Raw genomic sequence first — 16,220 nt, forward strand, 5'->3', positions numbered from 1 at the left:
ACTATTGTGAGCTTTTTCATTTATAATGATCAGCTTAAATAAAAAAATAGTAGATCTTTTGTGACTTTTGCGGTTAAATAAAAGTTTAAACAGACTTTTAATTAAATTGTAAAAATGAAGAGAGTAAAGTTTTAACAAAAAAATATCAACTCCACTGCAACTTTTCCGAAAATCTGCATCCTTAAAACAGAGAAACGGAAAATGATTATATTTTCAGAAAAATAATGCATATGAAAAAACTAGGAACTACCATATTGGCTTTGATGTTGGTAATGGGCTGTAAAACCAAAACAGCAACAGATCATCAAACTGAAAAAGAGAAATTAAGCATTGAAAAAGACAAAGATCAGGACGGAGTTAAAAACCGAAAAGATAAATGTCCGGAAATTGCAGGACCGATAGAAAATAAAGGTTGTCCGTTCCCAGATATGGACGGCGATGGCGTTCCCGATAAAGATGATCAATGCAAAGAGCTTTCAGGACCTGTGGAAAATAACGGCTGTCCTTTTCCTGATACCGACGGAGATGGAATAATAGACAAAGATGATGCCTGTCCGACAGTTACAGGACCTGCGGAAAACAACGGCTGTCCGTGGCCGGATACAGATGGCGACGGAATTCTGGATAAAGACGATGCGTGTCCTACCGTTCCCGGATTACCGGAATATAACGGCTGTCCGAAACCGAAATCGGTTGTGGCTATGGAGATTGAATCTTCACCGCGAAGTTTATCTGCTGCGGGAGCAAAATCAATATCAAGTGTAAAGATTAGTAAATCCAAAACAAAGGGTAAGAAAACAAAAATTTATGAAGAATTTCCGGATGCAGGGAAACTTACAGCAGGAGAAGTAAATGATTTCTCAAAATGGAATTACTGGCAGGATATGGCGGTTCCTGTTTTATCAGAATATAAAAATCAATGGAAACTTTTCCCTGATAAAAGGGTTTCTGTTCAGTTGGTTAATAAAGACAAAAAACCAGTTATTGGTAAGAAATTAAGGTTGTTGAATGATAAGAAAGAAATTATTTGGGAAGCTGTTTCGGATAATAAAGGAAACGCAGAATTATGGATCGCTCCAAGAATAGATTATCAATCTTTATCGAAGAAATATTATATAACAGACGATAAAGGAAAAACTTTGTCAGCTAAAGCAAATTTATTTAAAAAAGGTGAAAATATAATTACAATAGATGCACCATGTCTTCAAAAAAGAAATTTAGATTTAGCTTTTGTTGTAGATGCTACAGGATCTATGGGGGATGAGATTTCTTATTTACAGGCAGAATTATTGGATGTACTGAGAAAAGTTGAAAAAAAACTTCAGAATACAACAGACGTTCGTTACGGTTCTGTATTTTACAGAGATCAGGGTGATGAATATGTAACGCGTGAATTTGATTTTTCTGACAGAGCTGAAAATTTGGTGAATTTTATTAAAAAGCAAAATGCTAATGGAGGTGGAGATACTCCTGAAGCAGTTGTTGAAGCATTGGATTCTTCAATTGATAAACTTAGCTGGAGCAAAGAAAACTCAACAAAAATTATTTTTCTGATTCTTGATGCGTCTCCACATTATTCTGAAGAAAATATTAATAAAATATATAATAAAATAAAACTGGCAGCAAAAAAAGGAATTACAATTATTCCTTTGGCAGCGAGTGATACAGATAAAGAAACGGAATATATTATGAGAACGTTTGCATTGCTTACAAACGGAACCTACACATTCCTTACCAACCACAGTGGAATCGGAAATCATCACATCGAACCAACAACAGATTCTTACGAAGTGGAAAAGTTAAATGATTTATTGTTGAGGCTTATTCTGCAACGTTCAACAATACCTTCTTGTCAGAAGCCGTCTAATAATGAATTTATTAATAAAAAAATTGAAGTAGAACTTGAAAATGAAGAAAACCCTAAGGTTAAAATTTATCCAAACCCTACAAAAGGATTAATTAACATACAGTCGAATAAACAGATTGATGAATTATACCTATATGATTTCAGTGGTAAAATTTTAATCAAACAGGAAAAATTACCAAAAGGAAATAATAAAATAGATATTACTTCCTATCCTCAAGGTGTTTATTTAATGAGATGTTTATATGGAAAACAATGGGACGTATTTAAAATTATAAAAAATTAAAGTTAGTGTGAACAGGCATTCTCACAGGATGTCTGTTTTTATTTTAAATAAACTTTCAAAAATTATTGAAAGTTCAAAAATTATTATTAAATTTGTATCAGGAATTAAAAGTAAAACAAAATGCAACTTTCAGAAGCTAAAGAAAAATACATTCAGACTTGGGGTACATTTGCGACCAATTGGGGGATTAACCGTACAATGGCACAGGTTCATGCTTTGCTTTTAGCGAGTGGTAAAGCGCTTTCTACCGATGAGGTGATGGAGCAGCTTGAAATTTCAAGAGGAAATGCCAATATGAATCTTCGTGCACTGATGGATTGGGGAATCGTGAGAAAAGAATTTGTAAAAGGCGACCGTAAAGAATATTTTGTTGCTGAAAAAGACGTTTGGTTTTTATTCAAGCAGATTACAAAAGAACGTAGAAAAAGAGAAATTGAGCCTGTAATTTCGTTTCTGGAAGAACTTAAAAATATTGAAGACAAAGATTCTGACGAAGCAAAAGAGTTCATTAAATTAATGGATGATTTCAGTTCTGTAACGGGGAAAATAAACAATATTATGGATCTTGCCATAAAAAGTGACGATCATTGGCTGGTTGGGAAAATTACGAATTTACTGAAGTAAAATATGAAAAAGTACCTGATAATTTTTTTTGTAATTCCTCTTTTAACAAGTTGCAAAAAAGACATTATTGCCACCTTTGATATTCACATTGAAAATCTTGACAAATATGATGAATCTGAACATGAGTTATATAAATTAGAAATTTACAGAAACAATAAAATTTTCAAAGTTTTTAAGTCAGAATTTCCGTTTAATTTAGATAAAAATATAAAAATTGATAGTATAAAAGAAGGGAAATATATTTTTGTTTATGAAAACATTTTTGGGAAGCAGGTTAAGAATGAAGTTGTAGTAAATGATTCTAAAAATTATAAAATTAGTATAAATCCTGACAGGTTAGATGAAAAATTTAAGAATCTGGCTTTTGAAAATATGAGAAATGATGAAATTAAATTAATATATAAATCTTCTGGTTGTTTTCATCTGCAAAAAGACTCTATTACCATTTTAAATAAAGGACATTATTACTTTATTAAAGATGATAATGGAAAACTAAGGAAAATTGATAAAAAAATTATTGAACATTTTGTTGATTTGGAAAACAGAATTCGAAATATTCCAAAAGAAAAAGGTTGTACAACGGTTGATAGTTTTATTTTTAGCTACAAAGGAAAATCAGATACTATTTATGACGGAACTTGCAGAATTAATTTAGTTTCAACGCTAACTAATTATAGAGAAAAAATTAAAATATAAAAAGGAAATTTTCCTTTTTTATTTCAGATAAACTTTCATAAATTATTGAAAATACAATAACAATAAAAACTCAAAACATGAAACTTAAAATATTAATAGGAGAAGCAATAGTTCAGACAGTCATTAGCCTTGTATTCTTTTCGTATGCTATCGCTGATTATTTCGAAAAAACATCCGGAACAGAATTTTTTATTGCACTTTTTTATGTTGGTATATCAAATCTGATAGGATTTTTATTGAGGGTTTCACTTAGCAAAAGCAAATTTCACCGGTACTATTTTTTTGGTGTCTTGATATTTTTCCAGTTATTATTTGTTGCGGTTTTATTATTCAACGATTCTAAAATTGAGTATGTTCTTTATTTCATGGGCATCGGAGGCGTACTTTTTAATATTTACTATCTGATCTATGGCTTTTATAATGTTAAAACGATGCAACAGAATAAAACGGATGAATAATTTTTTTGAAATTAAATTTCAAAATTTATTGAAAATATAATATTTATAAAATGTTCAATATTGTTTCATATCTGCTTTTTCTTTCCGTCAGTTCATACATCACCATTGATGTCGGAAGAAGATGCTACAACGCAGGAAAACATTACCTGAACTATCTTATTCACGATGCAGATCTATGTTTAACGATCAACAGGATTCTTTTGGGATGTTATTATCTCATCAATCTAGGGTACATCGCATTAAATCTGACGCATTGGGAAAAAGTAGATTCTATAGAAAAAATGTTATCTGTGACAGCAGTCAGAATCGGTTATATCACCTTGATTTTATGTATACTGCACTTTATGAACATTTTCGCACTTTACTTTTTAAGAAAAAATTTAACCATAAAATAATAAAACTATGAATGCAACAGCTCTTACCACAACGTACAATTTTCAGGCATACATGATCTATCTGCCAATTGTAATCCTTCTTACTGTGCTGGTTTCCCAGTTTCTCTTTAAAAATTCCAAAGCGTTTATGATCGATATTTTTCATCAGAAAGAAGACATTGCAATGGCAACCAACTCTTTATTCAAGATCGGTTTTTACCTTTTAAATCTCGGTTTTGCCCTTTGTATCATTGAATTTTTTCAAATTGAAACCATTGAAAGACTGGTTGTTGCTTTATGCGAAAAAATCGGAGGATTTTCCATCTACCTCGGAGTGATGATGCTTCTGAATCTGCTTCTTTTCCTGAAAGGTCGTAAACACGCCATGAACAAAGATAAAATCATCAAAAATGAAAACACTGCTATTTAAAATCTGGATGTATTTCACCTTCAAAATCCAGAAAAAGAGAACGAGAGGAGACTTTTTAAACCTTTAAAATCCAATAACCATGAAAACTTCTATTAAAAACGACTTTTACATTCAACTTTCATTCCTTGTAATCGGACTTATTTTGGTATTCTTAGGAATTGTTGTTTTTGAAAATGCTACTGTTTTTCTTTTTTATTTCGTAGTGGGAATACCTCAATTGATTAGTTTTATCAGCAGAGCCTTTCAGAAAACAAAGAAATCTTGGCTGTTTATTGTCTATGGAATTTTTATAGTTCCTGTATGGATTTCATGGCTGATTATTTTGGCTTTTAATAACAATAATGATGTCACCAACTTTTTCGGATATATTTTAATCGCATCAGTGTTTTACAGTCCGGTACTTGCAATCCTCTACATTATAGATTGTTATAAAACTTATGAATACTAAAAAAACAGAATCATGAAAACTGTTCTTACATACGATCTCAGAATCCAGCAATCGCTAATCTTACTGTTTCTTGCAACAATTCTTGCAGCAATAATTACTAAACAGGAATTTTTAGGAGTAATAATAATAGTTGAATTTTTCCTGATAGCCGTTGCACAATATTCTCTGAATATCATCAAGGCTTTCAGTAAGAAATATGTAAAAACAGATTCCAGAGAAGTATATGTTTTTATTTCGACCTATGTAGTAATCGGTTTTTTAATCCTGATTTTATCATCATTATTCAAGTTTGAAGACACTTAACAAAACCTAAAAAATATTTTTGAATTAATGGTAATGTCCTGGATATTTCTTTCACCCATTCTTATTATTCAGTCTTTAATGATCAGTTTTTTTGATGCTAAAAATAGTTTAAACTAACAGCCATGAATATCCTCAAAAACCACACTCTTATTTACGACAATGAATGTCCCATGTGCAACATCTATTCAAAAGGCTTCATCAAATGCGGAATGCTCGATGAAAAAGGAAGAGAAGCCTTTACAGATCTGAGTTTCAAAAATAAAGATCTGATTGATTTCAACCGCGCAAAAAACGAAATCGCTTTAGTCGATTACGAAAAAAATACAGTGATTTACGGTTTAGACAGTCTTTTGTTAATCATAGGAAATTCATTTCCAAAGCTTGAAAAAATAGCGAGGATTCAGCTTTTATATTGGTTTTTCAAAAAGATGTATTCCTTCATTTCTTATAACCGAAAACAGATCATCCCTTCGAAAAATGACAATACGGAAACAGCCTGTGTTCCGGATTTTAATCTAAAATATAGATTGATTTACATCGCTTTTGTGGTCATTTTTTCAGGATATATTTTAAGCCTATTTTCACCTAAATTGGGATTAAACCTCACTCAAAATTTTTGGAGAGAATTTGCAATCTGTTGCGGACAAATCGTTTGGCAGACTTTAGTTTTAAAAACTTATTTAAAAGAGAAGATCTGGAATTATTTAGGAAATATGATGACGGTTTCCTTAATCGGAACTTTACTTCTGATTCCGGCTTTATTTCTTAATATCAATGCAAATGCATCAGTTATCTATTTCGGAATTGTGGTTTTTGTGATGTTTTCAGAACATCTCAGAAGAAGCAGAATTTTAAAATTAAACCTTCTTCCTACCATTTCATGGATCGTTTTCAGATTGACTGTTTTAGCTGTTTTAATATGGATGAATCTATAAAAACTAAAAAATATTTTTAAAATGGCAACAATCTATTTAGGTACCATCATCAAAGCCGATATCCAAATCGTTTTCGATTTATCAAGAGACATCGATCTTCATCAGAAATCAACTTTTAAAACAGGAGAAAAAGCAATCGCAGGACGAACTTCAGGACTCATTGAAGAAGGCGAAACGGTAACGTGGAGAGCAAAACATTTAGGATTCTATCAAACCTTGACTACAAAAATTATCAGCATGAAGAAGCCTTATCATTTTACAGACATCATGTTGCAGGGTGCTTTCAAATCCATTAAACACCAACATATTTTCAGGCAGGAAGGTAAAAACACAATCATGACAGACATCTTCGAATTTCATTCCCCTTTCGGAATCATAGGAAAAATTTTCGACGCTCTGTTTCTTAAAAATTACATGAAAAACTTTCTTTTAGAGAGAAACAAATTGATAAAATTCACCGCAGAAAATAATGAAAAATTAACAAGGAAAAATGGAATAAAGCGCGAGCGAAGCGAGCGTCAAAACGTTTAGTATTAGCGATGTCATATTGAGCTTTAAGTTTATCCTGAGCTTAACGAAGGAAAACATCCCAACATTAAAACTATCAACAATCAACTAAATGCAATCAACCAAAAATGAAAATAATCATAGCCGCCGGAACAGGCTTTCTCGGCAAAAACCTTGAAAAATATTTTACTGAAAAAGGAAATGAAGTGTATATTTTAACCCGAAATCCAAAACAGAAAAATGAATTGTATTGGGATGCCAAAACTTTGGGCGAATGGAAAAAATTACTCGAAAATTCTGATGTTCTGATCAATCTTGCCGGCAAATCCGTCGATTGCAGATATACGGAAAACAACAAAAAAGAAATTTACAGTTCAAGAATTGAAAGCACAAAAGTTCTTCAGCAGGCAATTGATGAATGTATCCATAAACCCAAAATCTGGCTCAATGCAAGTTCCGCAACCATTTACGTTCATTCAGAAAAACATTTGAACACAGAAGAAAACGGAATCATCGGCGACGATTTTTCCATGAACATCTGTAAAAGCTGGGAAAATGAATTTTTTAGATTAAAAACAGATAATGTGCGAAAAGTTGCGTTACGGACTTCCATTGTTTTAGGAAATAACGGCGGCGCTTTTCCAAAACTGAAAATGCTTACCAGATTCGGATTGGGCGGAAAACAGGGAAAAGGAAACCAAAACGTGAGCTGGATCCATATCAAAGATTTTTGCAGAGCAGTAGCGTTCATTATTGAACATGAAAATATTTCAGGAACTATCAATATTACAGCTCCAAATCCTTTATCCAACGAAGAATTCATGAAAAAATTAAGAAAAGAAATGAAAATTCCATTTGGATTGAATGCTCCGGTTTGGCAACTTGAAATTGCATCTATATTTTTAAATACCGAAACCGAATTACTATTAAAAAGCCGGAATGTCTACCCTGAAAAATTAATAAAAAGCGGCTTTGAATTTTCCTATTCAACAGTGGAATCTGCATTTAAAAATTTATTATTATCAAAATGAAAGTTTTACAGACTGAAATATAAGTGTATTTTTTAACCACATAAGTCACCTGAGATTTTAAACTTCATCAACATGAGTTGCATTACTCTATAAAATCTTTGATTTTCTTCTTATGTGATCTTCTAAATATATAATTAAACTAAACTTATGTGACTTATGTATCAAGAAAAACTTTTGTACCTTTTGTAGTTAAAAATTTCCGGTGAAATATTAAATTAGCAAAAACTAAACGTCAATGTTCATCAGACAAAAAGCAAAAACCATAATCCTTTCATCACTTCTTACGTCATCCGCTTTTTTTTCTCAGGCTCACAATGTTTCTGATGACTATCAGAAACCTACCGATCCGCTTGTTGTGCAAAATCTGGAAAACTGGCAGGATCTAAAATTCGGACTCTTCATGCATTGGGGAACATACAGCCAATGGGGAATTGTCGAAAGCTGGAGCCTCTGTCCCGAAGACGAATCATGGACACAAAGAAAACCTGAACACGGAAAAACGTACTACGAATACGTAAAAAACTATGAAAATCTTCAGACCACTTTCAATCCGGTTCAGTTCAATCCGGAGAAATGGGCAGAAGCTGCGAAAAAAGCAGGAATGAAATATGTAGTTTTTACCACAAAACACCACGACGGTTTTGCAATGTTTAATACCCAACAGTCTGATTATAAAATTACCTCCTCCAAAACGCCTTTTTCCAAAAATCCAAAAGCAGACGTTACAAAAGAAATTTTCAATAAATTCCGAAAAGAAGGCTTTAAAATCGGAGCTTACTTTTCAAAACCCGATTGGCATTCCGACGATTACTGGTGGTCTTATTTTCCGCCAAAAGACCGAAATGTGAACTACGATCCCAAAAAATATCCTGAAAAATGGAACAGCTTTAAAAATTTTACGTTTAATCAGCTCAACGAAATCACCTCCAATTACGGTAAAATCGATATCCTTTGGTTAGACGGAGGCTGGGTTCGTCCCTTTAATACCATCGATCCCAATGTTGAATGGCAAAGAACCATTAAAGTTGAACAGGACATCGATATGGATAAAATCGGAACCATGGCGCGCAAAAATCAACCCGGAATCATTGTTGTAGACCGTACCGTTACCGGAAAATGGGAAAACTATGTCACGCCGGAACAGGCGGTTCCTGAAAAACCGCTTTCCATTCCCTGGGAAAGCTGCATCACAATGGGAGATTCGTTTTCTTATGTTCCTAACGACAATTACAAATCCTCTCAGAAAATCATCGAAACGTTAATTAAAATCATCTCAAGAGGCGGAAATTACCTCATGAATATTGCTCCCGGACCGAATGGAGACTACGATCCCATTGTTTACGAAAGACTGAAAGAAATTTCAAGTTGGATGGATAAAAACCAGTCGGCTGTTTTTGCAACAAGAAGCATTGCACCTTATCACGACGGAAATTTTTACTACACGAAAAGCAAAGACGGAAAAATAGTGAATATTTTTCATCTGGATGAAAAAAACAATTATCTCGCTCCTTCTACGTTAAATTTTACAATTCCGGAAAATTTTAAACCAAAATCATTAAAAATTTTAGGATTATCTCACAAAATTGATTGGAAACAAAACGGAAATTCAATTGAAATCAATTTACCAAAAGAAAGAAACCAGTTAAAATATTCAACCGTAATCCAGATTACGCAGTAGTTAAAATTGTGACTATTTTTATATCAAAAACGACCTAGGAAATCGGAGCGTTAAGAAAATAAAGTCTGTGAACGTTAAGAAAATTCTACTGTTTGAGCGCGACACAAATATTGAACTGAAAAACAAACATTAAATTCGCGCGAGTTTTAGAATTTTTAGAGAGTAGATTTTATTTTTAGCGAAGAGTTCCAAGTCTTGATTTTTTTGTTTCTTTTTTCATCAAGGAAAAAAGAAAATATTTTAAAACAAAATTATTTTGCGATGTCTTTAAAACTTCGATTTAAAATTATAATAATTTCGTTATTGAGCACAACATTTATTACAGCTCAAAAACCACTCTACAAAGACCTCAAACAGCCTGTTGAAGCCAGAGTTCAGGATCTATTGAAACGCATGACACCCGAAGAAAAATTCTGGCAGTGCTTCATGATTCCCGGAGATCTGGATAACTTTCCGAAAGATCAGTATTCCCACGGAATCTTCGGTTTGCAGGTAAGCGCAGGAAATCAGGGAGGCGGAGTTGCAGGACAAATGCTGAAATACAACGCCAATGAAGATGCAGAAAGACTTGCGAAAAAAATCAATGCCATTCAAAAATATTTTGTGGAAGAATCACGACTTGGAATCCCAGTTATTCCTTTCGATGAGGCTTTGCACGGATTAATGCGTGAAGGTGCGACCGCCTTTCCACAGGCAATTGGTTTATCGGCAACCTTCAATCCTGAGTTGATGAAAGAAGTTTCTACAGCGATTGCCAAAGAATCTAAACTGAGAGGAATCCGCCAGATTCTGACGCCGGTTGTCAATGTAGCAAGCGATGTGCGATGGGGTAGAACAGAGGAAACATACGGTGAAGATCCGTTTCTGACTTCCGTGATGGGCGTGAATTTCGTCAGTTCCTTTGAAAATCAGGGAATTATTACCACTCCGAAACACTTTTTAGCCAACGTTGGAGAAGGCGGAAGAGATTCATACCCCATTCATTGGAGTAAAAGATATCTGGAGGAAACCCATTTGATTCCTTTTCAGAAAGCCTTTCAACAAGGAAAAAGCCGTTCGGTAATGACTTCCTACAATTTGCTTGACGGAAGACCTTCAACGGCAAATCATTGGCTGTTAACAGAAAAATTAAAAAAAGACTGGAATTTCAAAGGATTTGTCATCAGCGATGCAAGTGCAGTTGGTGGAGCAAATGTGCTGCATTTTACGGCAAAAGATTACGATGATGCTTCTGCACAGGCGATCAATGCGGGGCTTGATGTGATTTTCCAGACAGAATATCAACATTATAAACTTTTTATTCCTCCGTTTTTAGATGGAAGAATTTCTCAGGAAAGAATTGATGATGCAGTTTCCAGAGTTTTAAAAGCAAAATTTGAACTCGGTTTATTTGAAAATCCTTACGTTTCTAATAAAGATATAGAAGAATTAAAGAAAATCAATCACAAACCATTAGCTGAAAAAGCTGCGGCAGAATCTTTTGTTTTGCTTCAAAATAATCATCAGACGCTTCCGATTTCGGAAAAATATAAAAAGATTTTAGTCGTCGGAACAGATGCCGTTGATGCAAGATTAGGCGGTTATTCAGGGCCGGGAAATAAAAAGGTCAGCATTTTGGACGGAATTAAAAATTTAGCTGAAAATAAAAATATCGAAATCACTTATTCAAAAGGAATCGATTGGAATATGAAAGATTTTCTGACGGTTCCTGCTGAAGTTTTGTCTTCTGAAAATAAAAAAGGTTTAAAAGGAAGTTACTTTTCAGATTCAGAATTAAAAGGAAAACCTGAATTTGAAAAACAGGACGAACAAATCAATTTCAAATGGACTTTGTATTCGCCCAATCCTGAAAAACTGCAGCCCGACAATTACAGCATTCGGTGGACAGGAAAACTCGAAGCCCCTAAATCGGGAAAATATCAGTTAGGACTAAGAGGAAACGACGGTTTCCGGTTGTTTTTAAATGGTTCATTGTTAATTGACCATTGGGAAAAACTCAGTTATTCCACCAAAACCGTTGAGGTAGAATTTAATAAAGGGCAGAAATATGATATTGTGGTTGAATTTCACGAAAACAGGGGAGAAGCCAATATTGAACTGATCTGGAACTATGGCTTACAAGACTACCGAAAAGATTTTAATGATGCTTTGAAGCAGGCTCAGAATGCAGATTACATCATTGTTACAGCCGGAATTCATGAAGGCGAATTTCAGGATCGCTCTTCGTTAAGTCTTCTCGGAAATCAGGAAAAATTCATCCATGAAATATCAAAATTAAATAAACCTACAACGGTTGTTTTAGTTGGTGGTTCTGCCATAAAAACAACAGATTGGAAAGATAAGGTAGGAGCCATTCTGGATGTCTGGTATCCCGGAGAAGAAGGCGGAAACGCAGTGGCAAAAGTCCTTTTCGGAGCAGAAAATCCTTCCGGAAAATTGCCGGTCACTTTTCCAACCAAAGAAGGTCAGTTGCCTTTGACGTACAACCATCATCCGACAGGAAGAGGAAATGATTATTACGATCTGAGCGGCGAACCGTTGTATCCTTTTGGTTTTGGATTAAGTTATACCACTTTTGAAATCTCAGATTTACAGTTAAATAAAACAAAATATTCTGAAAATGATACAATTGTGGCAAAAGTGACTGTGAAAAATACAGGTTCGAAAGCAGGAAGCGAAGTCGTTCAGTTGTATGTAAAAGATCTGCTGGCTTCGGTTTCCAGACCGGTTATTGAGTTGAAAGGTTTTCAGAAAGTGTATTTGAAACCGGGAGAATCTAAACAGATTTCAATTGAAGTTCCGGTTAAAGAATTCCAGTTTTTAGATGAAAAAATGAACTGGATCGTGGAAAAAGGAACATACAGAATCTTTGTCGGAAACTCTTCAAAAAATCTTCCTTTGAAACACAATATTGAAGTTGAGTAGTCCGGCGTAAAAAAAATATGGTATGAAATGTGTAATATTTAAACCGAACAGGAATGAATTTCATGATAAGTTCATTCAAAAAAAGTAAATATTATGAAAAAGTTATTTATATCAACAGTTTTGTTAGTAGGATTATCAATGAATGCTTATGGACAGAAACGTCCACCTGCACCTCCACATCCTTCAAAAAGTGAGTTGATCAGCAGCAAATCGAGAGAACTTGACAGAAGATATAGAGCTGAGAAAAAAGCCATTATGAATCATCCGCTTGCAACCAAAAAAATGAAGCAAGATCAGTTAAGAGCTTTAAATGAAAAGTACCAGAGTCAGAAGAGATTACTAAGAAAAATGTAATTTCCCAATACAATAAAAACAGGCTATCCAATAGAGATAGCCTGTTTTTTTTATGTTCTAACCTAAGGAATAAAAATCAAAGATTTTTAAAAACGATTGTGAGCTTTTCCATTTATAATGATCAGTTTTAAATAAAAGTTTAGTTCATCTTTGGTGACTTTTTGCGATTAAAAAAGGTGTAAACAGGCTTATTAATAAACCTTTCTTGCAAGCAATAGATTTAAAAGGAATGTTCCGGTCCAGTTACTGTTGTTGGAGCCGTTGTTTCCTATAAAATCCACGCGCGCAACAGAAACCGTAAGTCTCGTTTTACCAGAAGTTCCGTTATTGGCAAGGCTTACAAAAGAAGCAATGAAAACATCCGGAAAACTGGAATTGTTTCCTGCGGTAAGCGAAGGATTCATATTGGTAATATTAAAAGGAGTTCCCTGATATTCGTAAACCAGAGTCATTCTGCTCGCATTGGAAAAACCTGTTCCTACCGAGAACGATGTAGATGCTTTGCTGATGACCCACCACGCATCAGTTCCTGTTCCCGTATCATATGCTGTATTAGAATGTCCGGTCCAGTCGGCAACCGGAGCGGTTCCCGAAGCGTGCGGCGGTATCGAAAGCTGTGTTCCGTAGATTTCCACATTATTAGGCTTTGGAAGCGTGATAAAAGAAAGATCCCATGTTCCGCCAGTAGTGTTGCTGTTATTTACCACTTCTGCATACGCTCCAGTAGGAATGATAAATGTAGAAACCGGAGTATTGTCTATTCTTAGCGTATTTCCCCCTGAAGCCTGTAAAGTAATATTGAAAGCAGATATATTTTTAATTTTATAAATTCTTCCCGTAAAACTTGAAGCTCCGGAACCGATTGCCGGCAGTGTAAACGTAGAATTGGCAGTACCATTATAGGTGATGTAATGATCGTTTGTAACGATAGAATAGGTAGTTGCTGTTACCTGCCTGTAATTCGCACTCACAGATCCGTTAATATCTAATGTACTGGTTGGTTGGTTTTTACTGATTCCCACTTGTGCGTTGGCGAGAAATCCGCACATCACAAAAATCGAAAAAATCTTTTTCATACATATAAATTTTATTTGATTATTTCAAATGTATTAAAATTTTAATATAAATTTTTATTTTTGACTATCATTTTTAATAGTTTTAATAAATTATGTTGATAATATTAATCTAATAGCGGCTTTAATGAATATTTTAAAATATTTTCTGATTTTATATTTTAATTTTAAACTTCAGCGATTACAGCTTCTGATGATGAAAAATAGTAAACAAAACCTTAAGGGATCAATTTCGTCAGAATGCCATACATCCGATATTTTTCCTTAAATTCGCATAAAAATTTTAAACTAATGAATTACGATATTATTGTCATCGGAAGTGGTCCTGGTGGATACGTTACAGCAATCAGAGCGGCACAATTAGGTTTCAAAACAGCAATCATTGAAAAAGAAAATTTAGGAGGAATCTGCCTTAACTGGGGATGTATTCCTACCAAAGCTTTATTGAAGTCGGCTCAGGTTTTTCATTATATTAATCATGCTGAAGATTATGGATTGAATAAAGTGGAAGCTAGCTTTGAGTTTCCGAACGTAATTCAGAGAAGCCGTGGCGTTGCATCGAAAATGAGCAAAGGAATTGAATTCCTGATGAAAAAGAATAAAATCGATGTTATTCTGGGTACTGCAAAAGTACAGAAAGGTAAAAAAGTTTCCGTTACCGATAAAGAAGGAAAAGTAACTGAATATACAGGAACGCACATCATCATCGCAACAGGAGCGCGTTCAAGAGAATTGCCGAACTTGCCACAGGACGGTAAAAAAGTAATCGGATACAGACAGGCATTGTCTCTTCCTGAGCAGCCAAAATCTATGATCGTTGTAGGTTCCGGAGCGATCGGGGTAGAATTTGCCGATTTCTATAATACAATGGGGACAAAAGTAACCGTTGTAGAATTTATGCCAAACATCGTACCTGTAGAAGATGAGGAAATCTCTAAACACTTAGAAAAATCTCTTAAGAAAACAGGAATCGAGATCATGACCAATGCTTCCGTAGAAAGCGTTGATACAAGCGGAGAAGGTGTAAAAGCTACCGTAAAAACAGCAAAAGGAAACATCGTTCTTGAAGCTGATATTTTATTATCTGCTGTAGGAATCGCTGCAAACATCGAGAACATCGGTCTTGAAGAAGTGGGAATCCAGACAGACAAAGGAAGAGTTCTGGTCAATGAATGGTACGAAACTTCTGTTCCGGGTTATTATGCAATCGGAGACATCATTCCTACTCAGGCTTTGGCACACGTAGCTTCAGCAGAAGGAATTACCTGCGTTGAAAAAATCAAAGGAATGCACGTTGAAAAAATCGACTATGGCAATATTCCGGGATGTACGTACTGTCACCCAGAAGTAGCTTCAGTCGGTCTTACAGAAAAACAGGCTAAAGAAAAAGGTTACGAAATTAAAGTAGGAAAATTCCCTCTTTCGGCAAGTGGAAAAGCAACGGCAAACGGAAATACGGATGGTTTCGTTAAAGTTATTTTCGATGCTAAATACGGAGAGTGGTTAGGTTGCCACATGATCGGAGAAGGGGTTACAGACATGGTTGCAGAAGCGGTTGTTGCAAGAAAACTGGAAACTACAGGTCACGAGATCATCAAATCTATTCACCCGCACCCGACAGTTTCTGAAGCCATTATGGAAGCTGCAGCGGCTGCTTATGGAGAAGTAATTCACATTTAATTTTTCACTTTGTCAAAGTTGAAAATCTTTGACAAAGTTCAACAATATCAAAACCACAGATCAGGAGTCTGTGGTTTTTCTTTTTGAAAAAGCCTGTTTCAATTTTTACTTATTGAAAGTTTGTAAGCTAAACTTCGTTTATTTAAAAAATTGATTGTCCGTTTATTAACCTAAAGCTTCGACAAACTCAGCTTGACATCGCTAGAAATCAAGCGTTTAGTATTAGAGGTGTCACACTGAGCTTGTCGAAGTGCCTATTATAGATGATTGATTTTCATATCATTGCATAGTAATAGGTTGTTTAACGGATATTCAATTTAAAAAAGACAAAAATGGTATTACTTTAATAAGTTTTACGCCTTTGTATATCTTAAAAGCTGAATTCCTGATCATTGAATCTTTTTGTTTAACCTTGCGTTTAAGAAGACTTATCCGAACACACGTTAATTAAATTTTTAAATAAAAACTTTGCGTCAACAAATGAATGAAATTTTTGAATATCTAATCAAATTTAAACATTCTTTAAGATGATTTTTTTTGATTTTATCTCAGTT

16 protein-coding genes are annotated in these 16,220 nt (G+C 34.3%); 15 read left to right on the forward strand and 1 reads right to left on the reverse strand.

Going from position 1 to position 16,220, the window contains the following annotated elements:
• Positions 1–230: 230 nt before the first annotated feature.
• The 14 genes from H6W53_RS06555 to H6W53_RS06620 all read left to right on the forward strand — a co-directional run bounded on the left by H6W53_RS06555 (position 231) and on the right by H6W53_RS06620 (position 12,913).
• Positions 231–2,150, forward strand: coding sequence for a thrombospondin type 3 repeat-containing protein (locus tag H6W53_RS06555; protein ID WP_185205328.1), 1,920 nt, complete (start codon positions 231–233; stop codon positions 2,148–2,150).
• 120 nt (positions 2,151–2,270) lie between these two features.
• The gene (locus H6W53_RS06560) at positions 2,271–2,774 is read left to right on the forward strand and encodes a GbsR/MarR family transcriptional regulator (protein WP_087706067.1); all 504 of its coding nucleotides are present in this window, start codon (positions 2,271–2,273) and stop codon (positions 2,772–2,774) included.
• A gap of 3 nt (positions 2,775–2,777) precedes the next feature.
• A complete protein-coding gene (locus H6W53_RS06565) occupies positions 2,778–3,470 on the forward strand; it encodes a hypothetical protein (protein WP_185205330.1) in 693 nt (230 codons plus the stop codon).
• 77 nt (positions 3,471–3,547) lie between these two features.
• Positions 3,548–3,928 (forward strand): hypothetical protein, encoded by a 381-nt coding sequence (locus H6W53_RS06570; RefSeq protein ID WP_185205332.1) that lies wholly within the window; start codon positions 3,548–3,550, stop codon positions 3,926–3,928.
• A gap of 50 nt (positions 3,929–3,978) precedes the next feature.
• Positions 3,979–4,323 (forward strand): hypothetical protein, encoded by a 345-nt coding sequence (locus tag H6W53_RS06575; RefSeq protein ID WP_185205334.1) that lies wholly within the window; start codon positions 3,979–3,981, stop codon positions 4,321–4,323.
• Between the two features lie 7 nt (positions 4,324–4,330).
• The gene (locus H6W53_RS06580) at positions 4,331–4,732 is read left to right on the forward strand and encodes a hypothetical protein (RefSeq protein WP_185205336.1); all 402 of its coding nucleotides are present in this window, start codon (positions 4,331–4,333) and stop codon (positions 4,730–4,732) included.
• Between the two features lie 79 nt (positions 4,733–4,811).
• Positions 4,812–5,180 carry a hypothetical protein gene (locus H6W53_RS06585; protein ID WP_185205338.1) on the forward strand — a complete coding sequence of 123 codons (369 nt, stop codon included), beginning with the start codon at positions 4,812–4,814 and terminating at the stop codon, positions 5,178–5,180.
• Between the two features lie 12 nt (positions 5,181–5,192).
• Positions 5,193–5,483 (forward strand): hypothetical protein, encoded by a 291-nt coding sequence (locus H6W53_RS06590; protein WP_185205340.1) that lies wholly within the window; start codon positions 5,193–5,195, stop codon positions 5,481–5,483.
• Positions 5,484–5,605: 122 nt separating this feature from the next.
• Positions 5,606–6,418: a DCC1-like thiol-disulfide oxidoreductase family protein gene (locus H6W53_RS06595; protein WP_185205342.1), complete on the forward strand. Its 813-nt coding sequence runs from the start codon at positions 5,606–5,608 to the stop codon at positions 6,416–6,418.
• A gap of 21 nt (positions 6,419–6,439) precedes the next feature.
• Positions 6,440–6,949, forward strand: a complete 510-nt coding sequence (locus H6W53_RS06600; RefSeq protein WP_185205345.1) for an SRPBCC family protein — start codon at positions 6,440–6,442, stop codon at positions 6,947–6,949.
• A 104-nt stretch (positions 6,950–7,053) separates the two neighbouring features.
• On the forward strand, positions 7,054–7,956 hold the full coding sequence (locus H6W53_RS06605) for a TIGR01777 family oxidoreductase (RefSeq protein ID WP_185205347.1): 903 nt from the start codon (positions 7,054–7,056) through the stop codon (positions 7,954–7,956).
• A 235-nt stretch (positions 7,957–8,191) separates the two neighbouring features.
• The gene (locus H6W53_RS06610; RefSeq protein ID WP_185205349.1) at positions 8,192–9,634 is read left to right on the forward strand and encodes an alpha-L-fucosidase; all 1,443 of its coding nucleotides are present in this window, start codon (positions 8,192–8,194) and stop codon (positions 9,632–9,634) included.
• A 303-nt stretch (positions 9,635–9,937) separates the two neighbouring features.
• On the forward strand, positions 9,938–12,559 hold the full coding sequence (locus tag H6W53_RS06615; protein WP_228457761.1) for a beta-glucosidase: 2,622 nt from the start codon (positions 9,938–9,940) through the stop codon (positions 12,557–12,559).
• A 93-nt stretch (positions 12,560–12,652) separates the two neighbouring features.
• A complete protein-coding gene (locus H6W53_RS06620; RefSeq protein WP_185205353.1) occupies positions 12,653–12,913 on the forward strand; it encodes a hypothetical protein in 261 nt (86 codons plus the stop codon).
• A 191-nt stretch (positions 12,914–13,104) separates the two neighbouring features.
• On the opposite strand, the gene H6W53_RS06625 is transcribed toward H6W53_RS06620, so the two are convergent.
• A complete protein-coding gene (locus tag H6W53_RS06625; RefSeq protein ID WP_087706083.1) occupies positions 13,105–13,989 on the reverse strand; it encodes a hypothetical protein in 885 nt (294 codons plus the stop codon).
• A gap of 288 nt (positions 13,990–14,277) precedes the next feature.
• Here H6W53_RS06625 and lpdA point away from each other — a divergent pair, with 288 nt between their 5' ends.
• Positions 14,278–15,666: a dihydrolipoyl dehydrogenase gene (lpdA, locus tag H6W53_RS06630; protein WP_185205355.1), complete on the forward strand. Its 1,389-nt coding sequence runs from the start codon at positions 14,278–14,280 to the stop codon at positions 15,664–15,666.
• Positions 15,667–16,220 lie beyond the last annotated feature (554 nt).

Origin of the sequence: Chryseobacterium sp. C3, from assembly GCF_014218905.1 — a bacterium.
Classification (GTDB): Bacteria; Bacteroidota; Bacteroidia; order Flavobacteriales; family Weeksellaceae; genus Chryseobacterium; species Chryseobacterium mucoviscidosis.